Here is a 12794-nt window from a genome sequence, read left to right as displayed (position 1 = left end):
ATGAGTCGAGCACCGGCGCGGGCCCTGATCACTGTGGCCGCCGCCGATCTGCTGGCGCGGTTGCAGCAGCGTCACGGGGCGTTGATGTTCCATCAGTCCGGCGGGTGCTGCGACGGATCGTCGCCGATGTGTTACCCCGACGGCGAGTTCATCGTCGGGGACCGCGACATCGTGCTGGCGGTGCTCGACGTGGGCGGTGCGGACGCGAGGAGCAAAGGCATCTTCGGTGTGCCCGTGTGGATCTCCGGCCCCCAGTTCGAGGCGTGGAAGCACACCCAGTTGGTGATCGACGTCGTACCCGGTCGGGGTGGTGGGTTCAGTTTGGAAGCGCCCGAAGGCATGCGCTTCCTGTCGCGTGGCCGGGCGTTCACCGACGAGGAGAATGCCCTGCTGGCCGAGCAACCCCCGGTGACGGGCGCGCAGTACAGCGCCGGCGCCCGCCCGCCCGATACCGGCAGCCACCTGGTCGACGAAGCCGCCGACGCCTGCCCGGTACCGGCGCGAACGGTGCCTACTTCGCCAAGGTGAACTGGACCACGTCGGTCTGGCGACGGCGGAACAGCTTGGCGCAGCCCGTCAGATACTTCACGTAACGCTCGTAGACCTCCTCGGACTGGGTCGCGACGGCCTGCTGCCGGTTGGCCTGCAGATTGTCAGCCCAAACGTCGAGGGTTCGGGCGTAGTGCGGCTGCAACGACTGCTCCCGAGCGACCGTGAATTCGGCCGCGGTCGCGTGCTCATGGACCATCGGAATCGACGGCAACTGCCCACCGGGGAAGATCTCGGTCAGGATGAACTTGATGAACCTGGCCAGCTCGAAGGTGACAGGTACTCCCATCTCATGGGCCGTGCGGGGGTCGATCCCGCAGATGGTGTGCAGCAACATCACCCCATCGGACGGCAGGGCCTGATACGCCTTGTCGAAGAAGGCGGGGTAGCGGTCACGACCGAAATGCTCGAACGCGCCGATCGAGACGATCCGGTCGACCGGCTCGTCGAACTGCTCCCAGCCCTGCAAGAGCACTCGCCTGCCGCGGTCGGTGTCCATACCGTCGAACATCCTGCTGACGTGCGCAGCCTGGTTCTTCGACAGCGTCAGTCCCACCACGTCGACGTCGTAGCGTTCGATGGCGCGTCGCATCGTGGCACCCCAACCGCACCCGACGTCGAGCAACGTCATCCCCGGTTCCAACCCCAACTTGCCCAGCGCGAGGTCGATCTTGGCGATCTGCGCTTCCTCCAAGCTCATGTCGTCGCGCTCGAAATACGCGCAGCTGTAGGTCTGCGTCGGATCGAGGAACAGGCGGAAGAAGTCGTCGGAAAGGTCGTAGTGAGCTTGGACGTCGGCGAAATGCGGAGTCAGGGATTTCGGCACAGGGGCGCCTTTCTGCTGCTCGTCGGTCGAGAGACAGATCGCGGCCGCGATCCTCATAGACCATTCGGAGCCGATCGGGCCACGGATGGCTACGAATCGATATCGGCCGGGGCGCGCCGCACGCGTGCCGCTGTCGTACGGGATCGCGGCGTTATCGTCGAAGGGTGATTCCGCTGCCACGGGCGTGGCTGCTGACCGGCGCAATGTCGGTCGGCGTAGCGGTCGGCCTACTGGCCGGGATTGCCACGACACTGCTGGTGACGGTCTCCGTCCGGCCCGATGTGGTGATCGCCCTCGTCCTCGGAGTTCCCGGCGTCCTCGGGACGCTCCTCGTCCTGGTCGCGGGGCGGCGCTGGGTCACCACGCTCGGAGCCTTCGCGCTGGCCATCGCGCCCGGCTGGTTCGGCGCACTGGCGATCATCCAGGTGGCATCCCATGGCTGAGGACGTCGACACCTCCACCGCGGACTTCGCCCCGCTGTTCGACACCGGGGAAAACGAGATTGTCGCCGACGAATCGTCGGCCGCCACCACGCCTGCGGAAGACATGACGCCGGACCAGACGGAAACCGACGACGCACCCTCGGCGCCGTTGCCCGCCCCGGCCCCGTCCGTCGTGGTCGAGGGGTCCTATCTGTCGGTGAAGTGGTGGACGTTCGTGGGCGTGCTGGCCGGGGTCTGGTTCGTCTCGGCCGCCGCCGGCGCGGGCCTGTACTACTACTGGTATCAGTCGGCCGACAAGACCTGGCCGGTGTTCGCGGCGCTGGCCTACGTCGTCACCACCACGGTCGGCGCGCTGCTGGCATCGACGGCCCAACGCAAACCGGTGGTATCGGCCCTGGCCATCGCGCTGATGTCGGCGCCGGTGGCGGCAATGGCCGCAGCAGCGGTTTTCTACGGCGCCTACGTGTTCGGCTGGATCGCCCGGTAGCACCATTGCGCCGCCCATTAGGGTGGGGTCGTGACCCACTTTGACGTTGTCGTTCTCGGAGCTGGTCCCGGTGGATACGTCGCGGCCATTCGTGCCGCCCAACTGGGGCTGAACACCGCAATTGTCGAGCCCAAGTACTGGGGCGGTGTGTGCCTCAATGTCGGCTGTATCCCGTCCAAAGCGTTGCTGCGCAACGCGGAACTCGCACACATCTTCAACAAGGAAGCCAAGACCTTCGGGATCAGCGGTGAGGCCACGTTCGATTACGGTGCCGCCTTCGACCGCAGTCGCAAGGTCGCCGACGGCCGTGTGGCCGGCGTGCACTTCCTGATGAAGAAGAACAAGATCACCGAGGTCCACGGCTACGGCACCTTCACCGGCCCCAAGTCGATGTCGGTGAAGCTCAACGAGGGTGGGACCGAGGAGCTCACGTTCGACAACGCGATCATCGCGACCGGGTCGTCGACCCGCCTGGTGCCGGGCACCTCGCTGTCCGAGAACGTGGTCACCTACGAAACCCAGATCCTCTCGCGCGAGCTGCCGGGCTCGATCATCATCGCCGGCGCCGGTGCGATCGGCATGGAATTCGCCTACGTGCTGAAGAACTACGGCGTCGATGTCACCATCGTCGAATTCCTGCCGCGCGCCCTGCCCAACGAGGACGCCGAGGTCTCCAAGGAGATCGAGAAGCAGTACAAGAAGCTGGGCGTGAAGATCCTCACCGGCACCAAGGTCGAGGGCATTGCCGACGACGGTTCGACAGTCACGGTGACCGTCAGCAAGGACGGCAAGACCGAGGAGCTCAAGGCCGACAAGGTGCTGCAGGCCATCGGATTCGGGCCCAACGTCGAAGGCTTCGGCCTGGAGGCCGCCGGTGTCGCGCTGACCGACCGCGGCGCCATCGCGATCGACGATTACATGCGCACCAACGTGCCCGGTATCTACTCCATCGGCGATGTCACCGGCAAGCTCCAGCTGGCCCACGTGGCAGAGGCCCAGGGCGTCGTCGCCGCTGAAACCATCGCCGGCGCAGAGACTCTCGCGCTGGGCGACTACCGGATGATGCCACGCGCTACGTTCTGCCAGCCGCAGGTCGCCAGCTTCGGGCTCACCGAAGAGCAGGCCAAGGCCGAAGGCTACGACGTCGTCGTCGCCAAGTTCCCGTTCACCGCCAACGGCAAGGCGCACGGCCTGGCGGACCCGACCGGTTTCGTGAAACTGATCGCCGACAAGAAGCACCTCGAACTGATCGGCGGACACCTGATCGGGCCGGACGTCTCCGAACTGCTGCCGGAGCTGACCCTGGCGCAGAAGTGGGACCTGACCGCCAACGAGTTGGCCCGCAACGTGCACACCCACCCGACCCTGTCGGAGGCGCTGCAGGAGTGCTTCCACGGGCTGACCGGCCACATGATCAACTTTTGAGAAACGAAATCGTCGCCGGCATAGCCGGATTGGTGGTCGGCCACATTGTGTGGCTGGCCGCCATCACATTGGCGACCGAGGGCTCCCGCGTCAACATCTGGGTGCTGTTGGTCGCGGCCCTGTCCTTCATCGGCGGGGCCGCGGGGGTCTACTTCGGTCGACGTAAGTACCAGCAGAAATCCCACACCTGGGCGGCATTCCTGTGGACTCTGCCGGTATCCCCGGTGTTGTTCTCACTGGTGCTGCTGGGCGTGACGTACCTGTAGTGCTGTAGTGCCGCGCCGTTTTCTACTACGGGGTTGTTGATCGGCGGCGCGTACAACCCGGATGTGGAAAACGGCGCAATCGGTAGGCCTAGTCGGGGAAGTCCAGCGGGACTCGCAGCGTCGTCATCGTGGCGGCCAAACCGTCGTATTGGGCTGCCAGCAAGCAGAATTCGATGAGCTGCTGCTTGGTCATCAGCTTCGACAGGGCGGCCCAGGTCTCGGAGGAGACCGACCGGGTGACGACGAACTCATCGGTCGCAGTGACCAACACCCGCTGTCGATCGGTCAAGCCTTCAGCGTCAGGCCCCTCGAAGATGCGGGCCTGAGTCTCGGCGTCGACACCGCGGCTGCGGGCCAGCCGGCGATGCTGCTGCAGCTCGTATTCGCAATCCCGCAGATGCCCGACCCGCAGGATGACCAGCTCGGCATCCTGACGTGACAACTTGCCCAGCGGGCCGAGCAGCAGGCCCGAATACGGCAGCCAGGCCAGGAACAGCAGCTTGTGCTGGCCAAGCACGTTCATCAGGGTGAACCTCGGTGCCCGGATAGCCCTGGCGCCCAGTTTGGCGATGGCCCAGTTGACCGGGCCCAGCTCGCGGAATCCGCCCGGCGCGATGCGGGCCGGCTCGAGTGCACTCACCCCGCCGAGTCTGGCACAGGTGGCGCGGCTCAGAAGGTCCAGGCACCGGTGGGCTCGATGACGAACCCACGATTCGTATAGCCGTCGATGCAGGCGATGCGCTGTTTCGGTCCGACAGCGCAAATCTTGTCGCCGAGCCCCGGGTTGTTTCGGCTCCAGTCAAGGACGATCTTCTGCCCGACATCCAGAAGTGGATAGGCGCTGGGTTCGCAGCCGTCCTCGATTCGTTCGATTGTGAAACCCCGGTCGTAATTCACCGCTCCCACCCGCAGCTGTGAGACATCGGAGCAGGTGCGGTCATCGGGTCCGTAGAAGTCCGACGAGAACCTGCCCGAGCATCCGATATCGCCGAGAGAGATCTGGCAGCTCAATCCGGTCGGCGTGCTGAACCGGTAGACCGGGCCTCCGCGCAGCGGGATATAGAACCTCTCCGGATCGGCGGAAGAGAAATCCTGCAGGTTCGGGACAACGTGCGGTGGTGGCGCGGGACGCGCTGTACCGGAGACCGGTTGGGTGCAGGCCGTCAGGCCGGCCGCGGCAAATGCGACCAACCCAAGCGCAAGAGGCCATTTGCTCGCCGGTGCGATGAGTTTCAGGAATGTCCGTCGCCGGTCGGCGACGGCGCTCAGCCGCCAGCGGGCCCCGGTCATTCCCAGATCTTATGGGCTGCTCGCGGGCCCCTGGAGCGCCAGTTCGCTACGGCTCACGCACCAGATACGGCGACACCGTCGAGCGGTGCTCGTTGAGGTCAAGGGCCTTGCCGAGCGCCGGGAACGCACGTTGCGGGCAGTTGTCACGTTCGCACACCCGGCAACCCGACCCGATGGGGGTCGCGACCTCGCCCGACAGATCCAGTCCTTCGGAGTACACCAGCCGATGGGCATGGCGCAGTTCGCATCCCAACCCGATCGCGAAGGTCTTGCCGGGCTGCCCGTAGCGCGAGGCGCGGCGCTCCACGGTGCGGGCCACCCACAAGTAGTTGCGGCCGTCGGGCATCTGCGCGATCTGCACCTGGATCTTGCCCGGGTTGGTGAAGGTCTCGTACACATTCCACAGCGGGCAGGTGCCGCCCGAGGAGGAGAAGTGAAAGCCGGTGGCGGACTGTCGTTTTGACATGTTTCCGGCGCGGTCGACCCGGACGAACGAGAACGGCACGCCGCGCATCGACGGACGCTGCAGCGTGGAGAGCCGGTGCGCGATGGTCTCGTAGCTCACCGAATAGAACGCCGACAGGCGTTCCACGTCGTAGCGGAAATTCTCGGCCACATCGTGGAATTGGCGGTAGGGGAGCACGGTCGCCGCGGCGAAGTAGTTGGCCAGCCCGAGCCGGGCCAGGGTGCGGGATTCGTCGCTGGTGAACATGCCCTCGTCGACCATCTTGTCGATGAGTTGGCCGAACTCGAGGAAGGCCAGTTCGGCCGCCATCTTGAACACCTGCTGGCCGCGGGAGAGATGATTGCCCATCTCCAGCGTCTTGGTGGCCGGGTCATAACGGTGCAGCACGGTGTCGCCCAGATCGATGCGCCGCACGATCCGGACCCCGTGCTCGGTGGTCAGCCGGTTGGCCAGCTCGCCGGCCAGATCACCGCGGTGCATCCGGATCTTGGCGGTCAGATCCTCGGCGGCGGTATCGAGCTCGTGCAGATAGTTCTGCCGTTGGTAGAAGTAGTCGCGCACTTCTTCGTGTGGCATGGTGATCGACCCGCTGCCGCTGCCGTCCGAGTAGCGGTCTTCGGTGGCGGCGGCCAACTGGGTGGTGGTGAGCCGGTACCGACGGTGCAGGTTCACCATGGCGCGGGCGAAGTTCGGATACGCCGCCACCATGTCGGCGACTTCGGCGACATCCATGCCGGCGCCGAGGTCGCGGTCCATCGCCACCTCGCGCATTTCCGCGACCAATCGGGTGTCGTCGTGGGAGGCGAAGAACGTCGCGTCCACCCCGAAAACCTCGGTGATGCGGAGCAGCACCGCCACGGTGAGCGGCCGGACGTCGTGCTCGATCTGGTTGAGGTAGCTGGGGGAGATCTCCAGCATCTGAGCCAGGGCCGCCTGGCTCAATCCACGCTCGCTCCGCAGTTGACGCACCCGCGACCCAACGAACGTTTTTGCCACGGTGAACTAGGCTACCGCCGGATTAACACAGTTGCGAAGACGTCATTGGCTCCCTTGGCAGTTCAGGCTCTACTGGCAGTATCGGGCTGCCTGGCATGATCGGCTCAGGCGACAGCAACTGGGAGATGACCATGACGGGAACCGCGCACACTTCGACCACCGGGCTCAACAAGGTGATGATGCCGGTGCCCGATCCCCATCCCGACGTCTTCGACCGGGAATGGCCGCTGCGGGTCGGCGATATCGATCGGGCCGGACGTTTGCGGTTCGACGCCGCCGCCCGGCACATCCAGGACATCGGCTCCGACCATCTCCGCGAACTCGGCTTCGAGGAGACCCATCCGTTGTGGATCGTGCGGCGCACGATGATCGACCTGATCAAGCCGATCGAGTTCCAGGACATGCTGCGGATGCGGCGGTGGTGTTCCGGAACGTCGAACCGGTGGTGCGAGATGCGGGTGCGGATCGACGGCCGCAAGGGCGGCCTCATGGAATCCGAGGCGTTCTGGATCAACATCAACCGGGAGACGCAGGGGCCGGCCCGCATCTCCGACGACTTCCTGTCCGGCCTGCGCCGCACCACCGACGAGGCGCGGCTGCGTTGGAAGTCCTACCTGAAGGCCGGCAGTCGTGAGGATGCGGCCGAAATTCGCGAGTATCCGGTGCGGGTGTCCGACATCGACCTGTTCGATCACATGAACAACTCGGTCTACTGGACGGTGATCGAGGACTACCTGTACTCCCATCCCGAGCTGCTGGAGAAGCCGCTGCGGGTGACCATCGAGCACGACGCCGCAGTGGCGCTCGGCGAGAAACTCGAGATCCTGTCGCACGTTCACCCCGCCGGTTCGACCGACAAATTCGGCGAAGAGCTCTCCGACCGCACTGTTAGAACGCTCACATATGCCGTCGGCGACGAGACAAAAGCGATCGCTTCACTGTTCTCGCTCTGACCCCTCCCGGTTTAACAGTACGAGCGTACTGACCTGCGCCTTTGGGCTACCCGTCGGTAGCTTCTGAACCGGTACAGCCATCATATTTCTTCGCAATCTTCGCAAGTTAACTAAGCGCTTTGGCGAAAGTTGGCAACTGAAACGGGTGGACCTGCGGATATGGGTTATGACATCTTCGGATTAGCACACCAGTGAAGCTGCTGCGGCGTTAGCAAGAAACCGCGGTGGTCGAACCAAACCGAAGGAGCAGTCCTATGTCGACCGTGGGCACCCCCAAGTCACCGGAGCAGATCCAGCACGACTGGGATCACAACCCCCGCTGGAAGGGCATCACCCGTACCTACACCCCGGCCGACGTGGTTGCCCTGCAGGGAACCGTCGTCGAGGAGAACACCCTTGCCCGCCGCGGCGCCGAGGTGCTGTGGGAGCAGCTCCACGACATGGACTTCGTCAACGCGCTCGGCGCGCTGACCGGTAACCAGGCCGTGCAGCAGGTCCGCGCCGGCCTGAAGGCCATCTACCTGTCCGGGTGGCAGGTCGCCGGTGACGCCAACCTGTCCGGCCACACCTACCCCGACCAGAGCCTCTACCCGGCCAACTCGGTGCCGCAGGTCGTCCGCCGCATCAACAACGCTCTGATGCGTGCCGACCAGATCGCCAAGGTCGAGGGCGACACCTCGGTCGAGAACTGGCTCGCCCCGATCGTCGCCGACGGTGAGGCCGGCTTCGGTGGTGCGCTCAACGTCTACGAGCTCCAGAAGGCCATGATCGCCGCCGGTGTCGCCGGTTCGCACTGGGAAGACCAGCTGGCCTCGGAGAAGAAGTGCGGCCACCTCGGTGGCAAGGTGCTGATCCCCACCCAGCAGCACATCCGCACCCTGACCTCGGCCCGCCTCGCTGCCGACGTCGCCGACGTGCCCACCCTGGTCATCGCGCGCACCGACGCCGAGGCGGCCACCCTGATCACCTCCGATGTGGACGAGCGCGACCGCCCGTTCATCACCGGTGAGCGCACCAACGAGGGCTTCTACCGGGTGCAGAACGGCCTGGAGCCGTGCATCGCCCGCGCCAAGGCCTACGCGCCGTACGCGGACCTGATCTGGATGGAGACCGGCACCCCGGACCTGGAGCTGGCCAAGAAGTTCGCCGAGGGCGTCAAGAGCGAGTTCCCGGACCAGATGCTGTCCTACAACTGCTCGCCGTCCTTCAACTGGAAGCAGCACCTGGACGACGACACCATCGCCAAGTTCCAGCGCGAGCTGGGCGCGATGGGCTTCAAGTTCCAGTTCATCACGCTGGCCGGCTTCCACGCCCTCAACTACTCGATGTTCGATCTGGCCCACGGCTACGCCCGCGAGCAGATGAAGGCCTACGTCGAGCTGCAGGAGCGCGAGTTCGCCGCCGAGGAGCGCGGTTACACCGCCACCAAGCACCAGCGTGAGGTTGGCGCCGGCTACTTCGACCGCATCGCCACCACGGTTGACCCGAACAGCTCGACCACCGCGCTGGCCGGTTCCACCGAAGAGGGTCAGTTCCACTGAGCTTGCGAAGTGGAACCGAACAGCCGGAGCCACTGAGCTTGCGAAGTGGAACCGAACAGCCGGAGCCACTGAGCTTGCGAAAGTGGAACCGAACAACCGGAGCCACTGAGCTTGCGAAGTGGAACCGACGAGCCTGAGGCACTAAACCCAGTGGCTTGACAGCAGCAGGCCCCGCTCAGAATTCTTGGGCGGGGCCTGTCGCATGTCTGCGTATTGAGAAAGTGAAGTCGTGAGCAATCAAATTGAACGTGTAGGTGTGATCGGTGCCGGCCAGATGGGTGGCGGGATCGCCGAGGTGTCCGCGCGCGCGGGCGTGGACGTGCTGGTGTTCGACACCGCCGACGCCTTCGTGACCGCCGGACGCAACCGGATCACCAAGTCCCTCGAGCGCGGAGTCAGTGCGGGCAAGATCACCGAGGGGGAGAAGGACGCCGCGCTGGGCAAGCTGAAGTTCACCACCACGCTCGCCGATCTGGCCGATCGTCAGCTGGTCATCGAGGCCGTGATCGAGGACGAGGCCGTCAAGACCAAGATCTTCGCCGACCTGGATCGCATCGTCACCGACCCCGATGCAGTGCTGGCCTCGAACACCTCCAGCATCCCGATCATGAAACTCGCAGCAGCTACCCAGAATCCTGCCAGGGTTCTCGGCCTGCACTTCTTCAACCCGGTTCCGGTGTTGCCGCTGGTCGAATTGATCACCGCCCTGACAACCGACGAGGCCGCCGCCGCGCGCGTCGAAGACTTCGCCAGCACGGTTCTCGGAAAACAGGTTGTCCGTTGTTCGGACCGGTCCGGTTTCGTCGTCAACGCGTTGCTGGTGCCGTACCTCCTGGCGGCGGTCCGGATGGTCGAGGGTGGCTTTGCCACAATTGACGATGTCGACAAGGCAGTGGTGGCCGGGTTGTCCCACCCGATGGGGCCGCTGCGCCTGTCCGATCTGGTCGGATTGGACACCCTCAAGCTCATCGCCGACAAGATGTTTGACGAGTTCAAAGAGCCTTTGTACGCCGCGCCGCCGCTGCTGTTGCGCATGGTGGAGGCGGGACAGCTGGGCAAAAAATCGGGCCAGGGCTTCTACAAGTACTGAGAAAGACCGCGCTGGCACTATGGCCGAGGCTTAGCTAGTCTACCCATGGTAGGGCCTGCTGGCTCGCTCTATAGAGTCTGCATGTAAAACAGTGTCGGCCCCTAAACCATTGGTCGTCAGCAGCAGAAACGCAAAGAGGTAATTTTTCGCATGTCTAACGTCGAGTCCGATCTTGCTCCGTACTACGAGGAGTCGCAGTCGATCTACGACATCTCGAATGAGTTCTATGCTCTCTTCCTCGGGCCGACCATGGGCTACACCTGCGGTTACTACGAGCGCGAGGACATGAACCTCGAGGAATCGCAGAACGCCAAGTTCGATCTCGCGCTGGGCAAGCTCGACCTCAAGCCGGGTATGACCCTGCTGGACATCGGCTGCGGGTGGGGCGGTTGCCTTGAGCGGGCGCTGATCAACCACGACGTCAACGTCATCGGGATCACGCTGAGCAAGGAACAGTCGGACTACGCCCGCAAGCGGCTGGCCAAGATCGACACCAACCGCAACGTCGAGATCCGGTTGCAGGGCTGGGAAGAGTTCAACGAGCCCGTCGACCGCATCGTCTCGATCGGCGCGTTCGAGGCCTTCAAGCAGGAGCGTTACCCGATCTTCTTCGAGCGGGCCTACAGCATCCTGCCGGACAACGGCGGCCGCATGCTGCTGCACACGATCCTGGCGCACACCCAGCAGTTCTTCCGTGAGAACAACATCAAGCTGACGATCAGCGACCTGAAGTTCATGAAGTTCATCGGTGAGGAGATCTTCCCCGGTGGGCAGCTGCCTGCGGTCGAGGACATCGAGAAGCTCGCCGACGACTCGGGCTTCAAGCTGGAGCGCATCCACCTGCTGCGGCCGCACTACGCGCGCACGCTGGACATGTGGGCGGCCAACCTGGAGGCCAAGAAGGACGAGGCCATCGCCCTGCAGGGTCAGGAAGTGTACGACCGGTTCATGAAGTACCTGACCGGTTGCGCCGACTTCTTCCGTCGCGGCATCACCAACATCGGCCAGTTCACGCTGGTCAAGTAGTTCGCTTTCTTCTCACGCCGAAACTACGGTTCCTGATGGATTTCGCTTGGAATCCGTCACAACCCGTAGTTTCGGCGTGAGTGCTTTAAGGCGTTGTGCACCCGAGCGACGATCTCGAGCTGCCGGCACCGCAGTTGACGGGCGCTGACCCGCACGATCGTCCATCCGCGTGACGCCAGGAATTCCAGTCGGCCGATGTCGTAGTAGGTGAAGCTCGTCGGCGGCGATCACGCCGGTGTGGATCAGGATCCAGGGCGGCGAGGGCTGGCGGATGCGGGCCAGTTCGGCCGGCGCGTCGTCGGGGAGCCATTTGCTGCCCAGTACTGCCGCGGCGGAATATCCGGCAAGCGTGGCGTTGCGGCCCGACCACAGCCACGCGGCCATCGCACGGGCATGCGCGGTCAGCAGCAAACCTGTTGGCGCATAGACATTCTGGTGCAGCATCACATATTTGGACCGCAATGTCTGGCGGGTGGGGGACCCGCCGCCATCGCCTCGCTGCCTACGATGATCTGCCCCACGGATATTGGACGTGGGGTGCACATAGCCAGGCCAGGCGAAAGAAACTCAGGCCTCAGCCAACCGCTTCTTCTCAGTCTCGACGTCGAAGTCCGCAGGCGGCCACGACATGTTGAGGCCCTTGAGTGCCTCAATGAGCAGTTCGGTGATGGCCAGCCGGCTGTACCACTTCTTGTCGCACGGCACGATGTGCCAGGGCGCGTAATCGGTGGACGTCTTCTCCAGCATGGCCTGATAGGCCTCCTGATATTTGGGCCAGAGCAGCCGCTCGTCGATGTCGGCCGGGTTGTACTTCCAGTACTTGTCGGGCCGTTCGAGCCGCTCGGCCAGCCGCTCCTTCTGCTCGGCGAGTGAGACGAACATGGCCACCTTGACCAGGGTGGTGCCGGCATCGACCAATTCGCGTTCGAAGGCGTTGATCTCGTCGTAGCGGGTGCCCCAGACGTCCGGCGGCACCAGGTTGTGCACGCGGACGATCAGCACGTCCTCGTAGTGCGAGCGGTCGAACACCCCGATGTGCCCGGCAGGCGGGAGCGCGTTGCGGATCCGCCACAGGTAGTGGTGGGCACGCTCCTCCTCGGTGGGCTTACCAAAACTGGTATAGCGGATGCCCTGCGGATTTGCCGCTCCCACAACATGTTTGACGATCCCGCCCTTGCCTGCGGTGTCCATGCCCTGCAGGATCAGCAGCACCGAGCGGTTGTCGTCACCACTCTTGCTGCGGGCGTAGAGCATTTCTTGCAGCGAGGCGAAGCGCATGTTGCGTTCAGTCTGCAGGGTGGGCGCATCGCTCTTGTTCCCGCGGAATCCCGGCGTGCTGTTGGCGTCGATGCGGGCGACCTCGTCGCCGGGGCGGAAAGCCAGCTGGTCATGTGGTTCGTGGGTCCACAGGGCAGGCAGATCTCTGTCGCTCACCC

At 64.4% G+C, this 12794-nt stretch carries 15 protein-coding genes; 9 read left to right on the top strand and 6 right to left on the bottom strand.

Translation table 11 applies throughout. The features are described 5' to 3' along the window. Entirely contained in the window at positions 1-528 is a 528-nt protein-coding gene (locus AC4ELH_RS18945) for a DUF779 domain-containing protein (RefSeq protein WP_448443833.1), read from the top strand. Here AC4ELH_RS18945 and AC4ELH_RS18940 read toward each other — a convergent pair. Then, the gene (locus AC4ELH_RS18940; RefSeq protein WP_448444189.1) at positions 512-1375 is read right to left on the bottom strand and encodes a cyclopropane mycolic acid synthase family methyltransferase; all 864 of its coding nucleotides are present in this window, start codon (positions 1373-1375) and stop codon (positions 512-514) included. The genes AC4ELH_RS18945 and AC4ELH_RS18940 overlap by 17 nt on opposite strands. A gap of 164 nt (positions 1376-1539) precedes the next feature. Here AC4ELH_RS18940 and AC4ELH_RS18935 point away from each other — a divergent pair, with 164 nt between their 5' ends. The 4 genes from AC4ELH_RS18935 to AC4ELH_RS18920 are packed head-to-tail and all read left to right on the top strand — an operon-like array spanning position 1540 to position 3996. Continuing rightward, positions 1540-1818: a putative holin gene (locus AC4ELH_RS18935; protein WP_064882212.1), complete on the top strand. Its 279-nt coding sequence runs from the start codon at positions 1540-1542 to the stop codon at positions 1816-1818. Beyond that, a complete protein-coding gene (locus AC4ELH_RS18930; RefSeq protein WP_064882214.1) occupies positions 1811-2305 on the top strand; it encodes a hypothetical protein in 495 nt (164 codons plus the stop codon). The genes AC4ELH_RS18935 and AC4ELH_RS18930 overlap by 8 nt, the downstream gene beginning before the upstream one ends. Before the next feature lie 30 nt (positions 2306-2335). Beyond that, positions 2336-3730: a dihydrolipoyl dehydrogenase gene (gene lpdA / locus AC4ELH_RS18925; RefSeq protein ID WP_498885925.1), complete on the top strand. Its 1395-nt coding sequence runs from the start codon at positions 2336-2338 to the stop codon at positions 3728-3730. Next, positions 3727-3996, top strand: a complete 270-nt coding sequence (locus AC4ELH_RS18920) for a hypothetical protein (RefSeq protein ID WP_064882219.1) — start codon at positions 3727-3729, stop codon at positions 3994-3996. Before lpdA ends, AC4ELH_RS18920 begins: the two co-directional genes overlap by 4 nt. An 88-nt stretch (positions 3997-4084) precedes the next feature. On the opposite strand, the gene AC4ELH_RS18915 is transcribed toward AC4ELH_RS18920, so the two are convergent. The 3 genes from AC4ELH_RS18915 to ramB are packed head-to-tail and all read right to left on the bottom strand — an operon-like array spanning position 4085 to position 6748. Further along, complete coding sequence (locus AC4ELH_RS18915; RefSeq protein WP_064882221.1) at positions 4085-4636, bottom strand: carboxymuconolactone decarboxylase family protein; 552 nt, start codon at positions 4634-4636, stop codon at positions 4085-4087. 29 nt (positions 4637-4665) lie between these two features. Continuing rightward, positions 4666-5286 carry a hypothetical protein gene (locus AC4ELH_RS18910; RefSeq protein WP_498885923.1) on the bottom strand — a complete coding sequence of 207 codons (621 nt, stop codon included), beginning with the start codon at positions 5284-5286 and terminating at the stop codon, positions 4666-4668. Positions 5287-5332: 46 nt separating this feature from the next. Further along, positions 5333-6748, bottom strand: a complete 1416-nt coding sequence (ramB, locus tag AC4ELH_RS18905) for an acetate metabolism transcriptional regulator RamB (RefSeq protein WP_064957099.1) — start codon at positions 6746-6748, stop codon at positions 5333-5335. A gap of 131 nt (positions 6749-6879) precedes the next feature. On the opposite strand from ramB, the gene AC4ELH_RS18900 reads away from it, so the two are divergent. The 4 genes from AC4ELH_RS18900 to AC4ELH_RS18885 all read left to right on the top strand — a co-directional run bounded on the left by AC4ELH_RS18900 (position 6880) and on the right by AC4ELH_RS18885 (position 11358). Next, positions 6880-7701, top strand: coding sequence for an acyl-ACP thioesterase domain-containing protein (locus AC4ELH_RS18900; RefSeq protein WP_498886223.1), 822 nt, complete (start codon positions 6880-6882; stop codon positions 7699-7701). A 254-nt stretch (positions 7702-7955) separates the two neighbouring features. Further along, positions 7956-9242 (top strand): isocitrate lyase, encoded by a 1287-nt coding sequence (aceA, locus tag AC4ELH_RS18895; RefSeq protein ID WP_055110490.1) that lies wholly within the window; start codon positions 7956-7958, stop codon positions 9240-9242. A gap of 229 nt (positions 9243-9471) precedes the next feature. Beyond that, on the top strand, positions 9472-10332 hold the full coding sequence (locus AC4ELH_RS18890) for a 3-hydroxybutyryl-CoA dehydrogenase (protein ID WP_082963269.1): 861 nt from the start codon (positions 9472-9474) through the stop codon (positions 10330-10332). A 150-nt stretch (positions 10333-10482) separates the two neighbouring features. Continuing rightward, the gene (locus AC4ELH_RS18885) at positions 10483-11358 is read left to right on the top strand and encodes a cyclopropane mycolic acid synthase family methyltransferase (RefSeq protein ID WP_055110489.1); all 876 of its coding nucleotides are present in this window, start codon (positions 10483-10485) and stop codon (positions 11356-11358) included. 12 nt (positions 11359-11370) lie between these two features. Here the strand turns inward: AC4ELH_RS18885 and AC4ELH_RS18880 are convergent, their stop codons facing one another. Then, positions 11371-11802: a hypothetical protein gene (locus tag AC4ELH_RS18880; protein WP_498885919.1), complete on the bottom strand. Its 432-nt coding sequence runs from the start codon at positions 11800-11802 to the stop codon at positions 11371-11373. Positions 11803-11925: 123 nt separating this feature from the next. Continuing rightward, the gene (locus tag AC4ELH_RS18875) at positions 11926-12792 is read right to left on the bottom strand and encodes a polyphosphate kinase 2 family protein (RefSeq protein ID WP_498885917.1); all 867 of its coding nucleotides are present in this window, start codon (positions 12790-12792) and stop codon (positions 11926-11928) included. Positions 12793-12794: the final 2 nt, after the last annotated feature.

Source organism: Mycobacterium shunyiense, assembly GCF_058270075.1.
This window is presented reverse-complemented; position numbering and strand designations above follow the sequence as displayed.

Coding starts and splice junctions, on each gene's coding strand:
- AC4ELH_RS18945 (WP_448443833.1), top strand. CDS start 1: ATGAGTCGAGCACCGGCGCGGGCCCTGATCACTGTGGCCGCCGCCGAT.
- AC4ELH_RS18930 (WP_064882214.1), top strand. CDS start 1,811: ATGGCTGAGGACGTCGACACCTCCACCGCGGACTTCGCCCCGCTGTTC.
- AC4ELH_RS18910 (WP_498885923.1), bottom strand. CDS start 5,286: ATGACCGGGGCCCGCTGGCGGCTGAGCGCCGTCGCCGACCGGCGACGG.
- AC4ELH_RS18900 (WP_498886223.1), top strand. CDS start 6,880: ATGACGGGAACCGCGCACACTTCGACCACCGGGCTCAACAAGGTGATG.
- aceA (WP_055110490.1), top strand. CDS start 7,956: ATGTCGACCGTGGGCACCCCCAAGTCACCGGAGCAGATCCAGCACGAC.
- AC4ELH_RS18885 (WP_055110489.1), top strand. CDS start 10,483: ATGTCTAACGTCGAGTCCGATCTTGCTCCGTACTACGAGGAGTCGCAG.
- AC4ELH_RS18880 (WP_498885919.1), bottom strand. CDS start 11,802: ATGCTGCACCAGAATGTCTATGCGCCAACAGGTTTGCTGCTGACCGCG.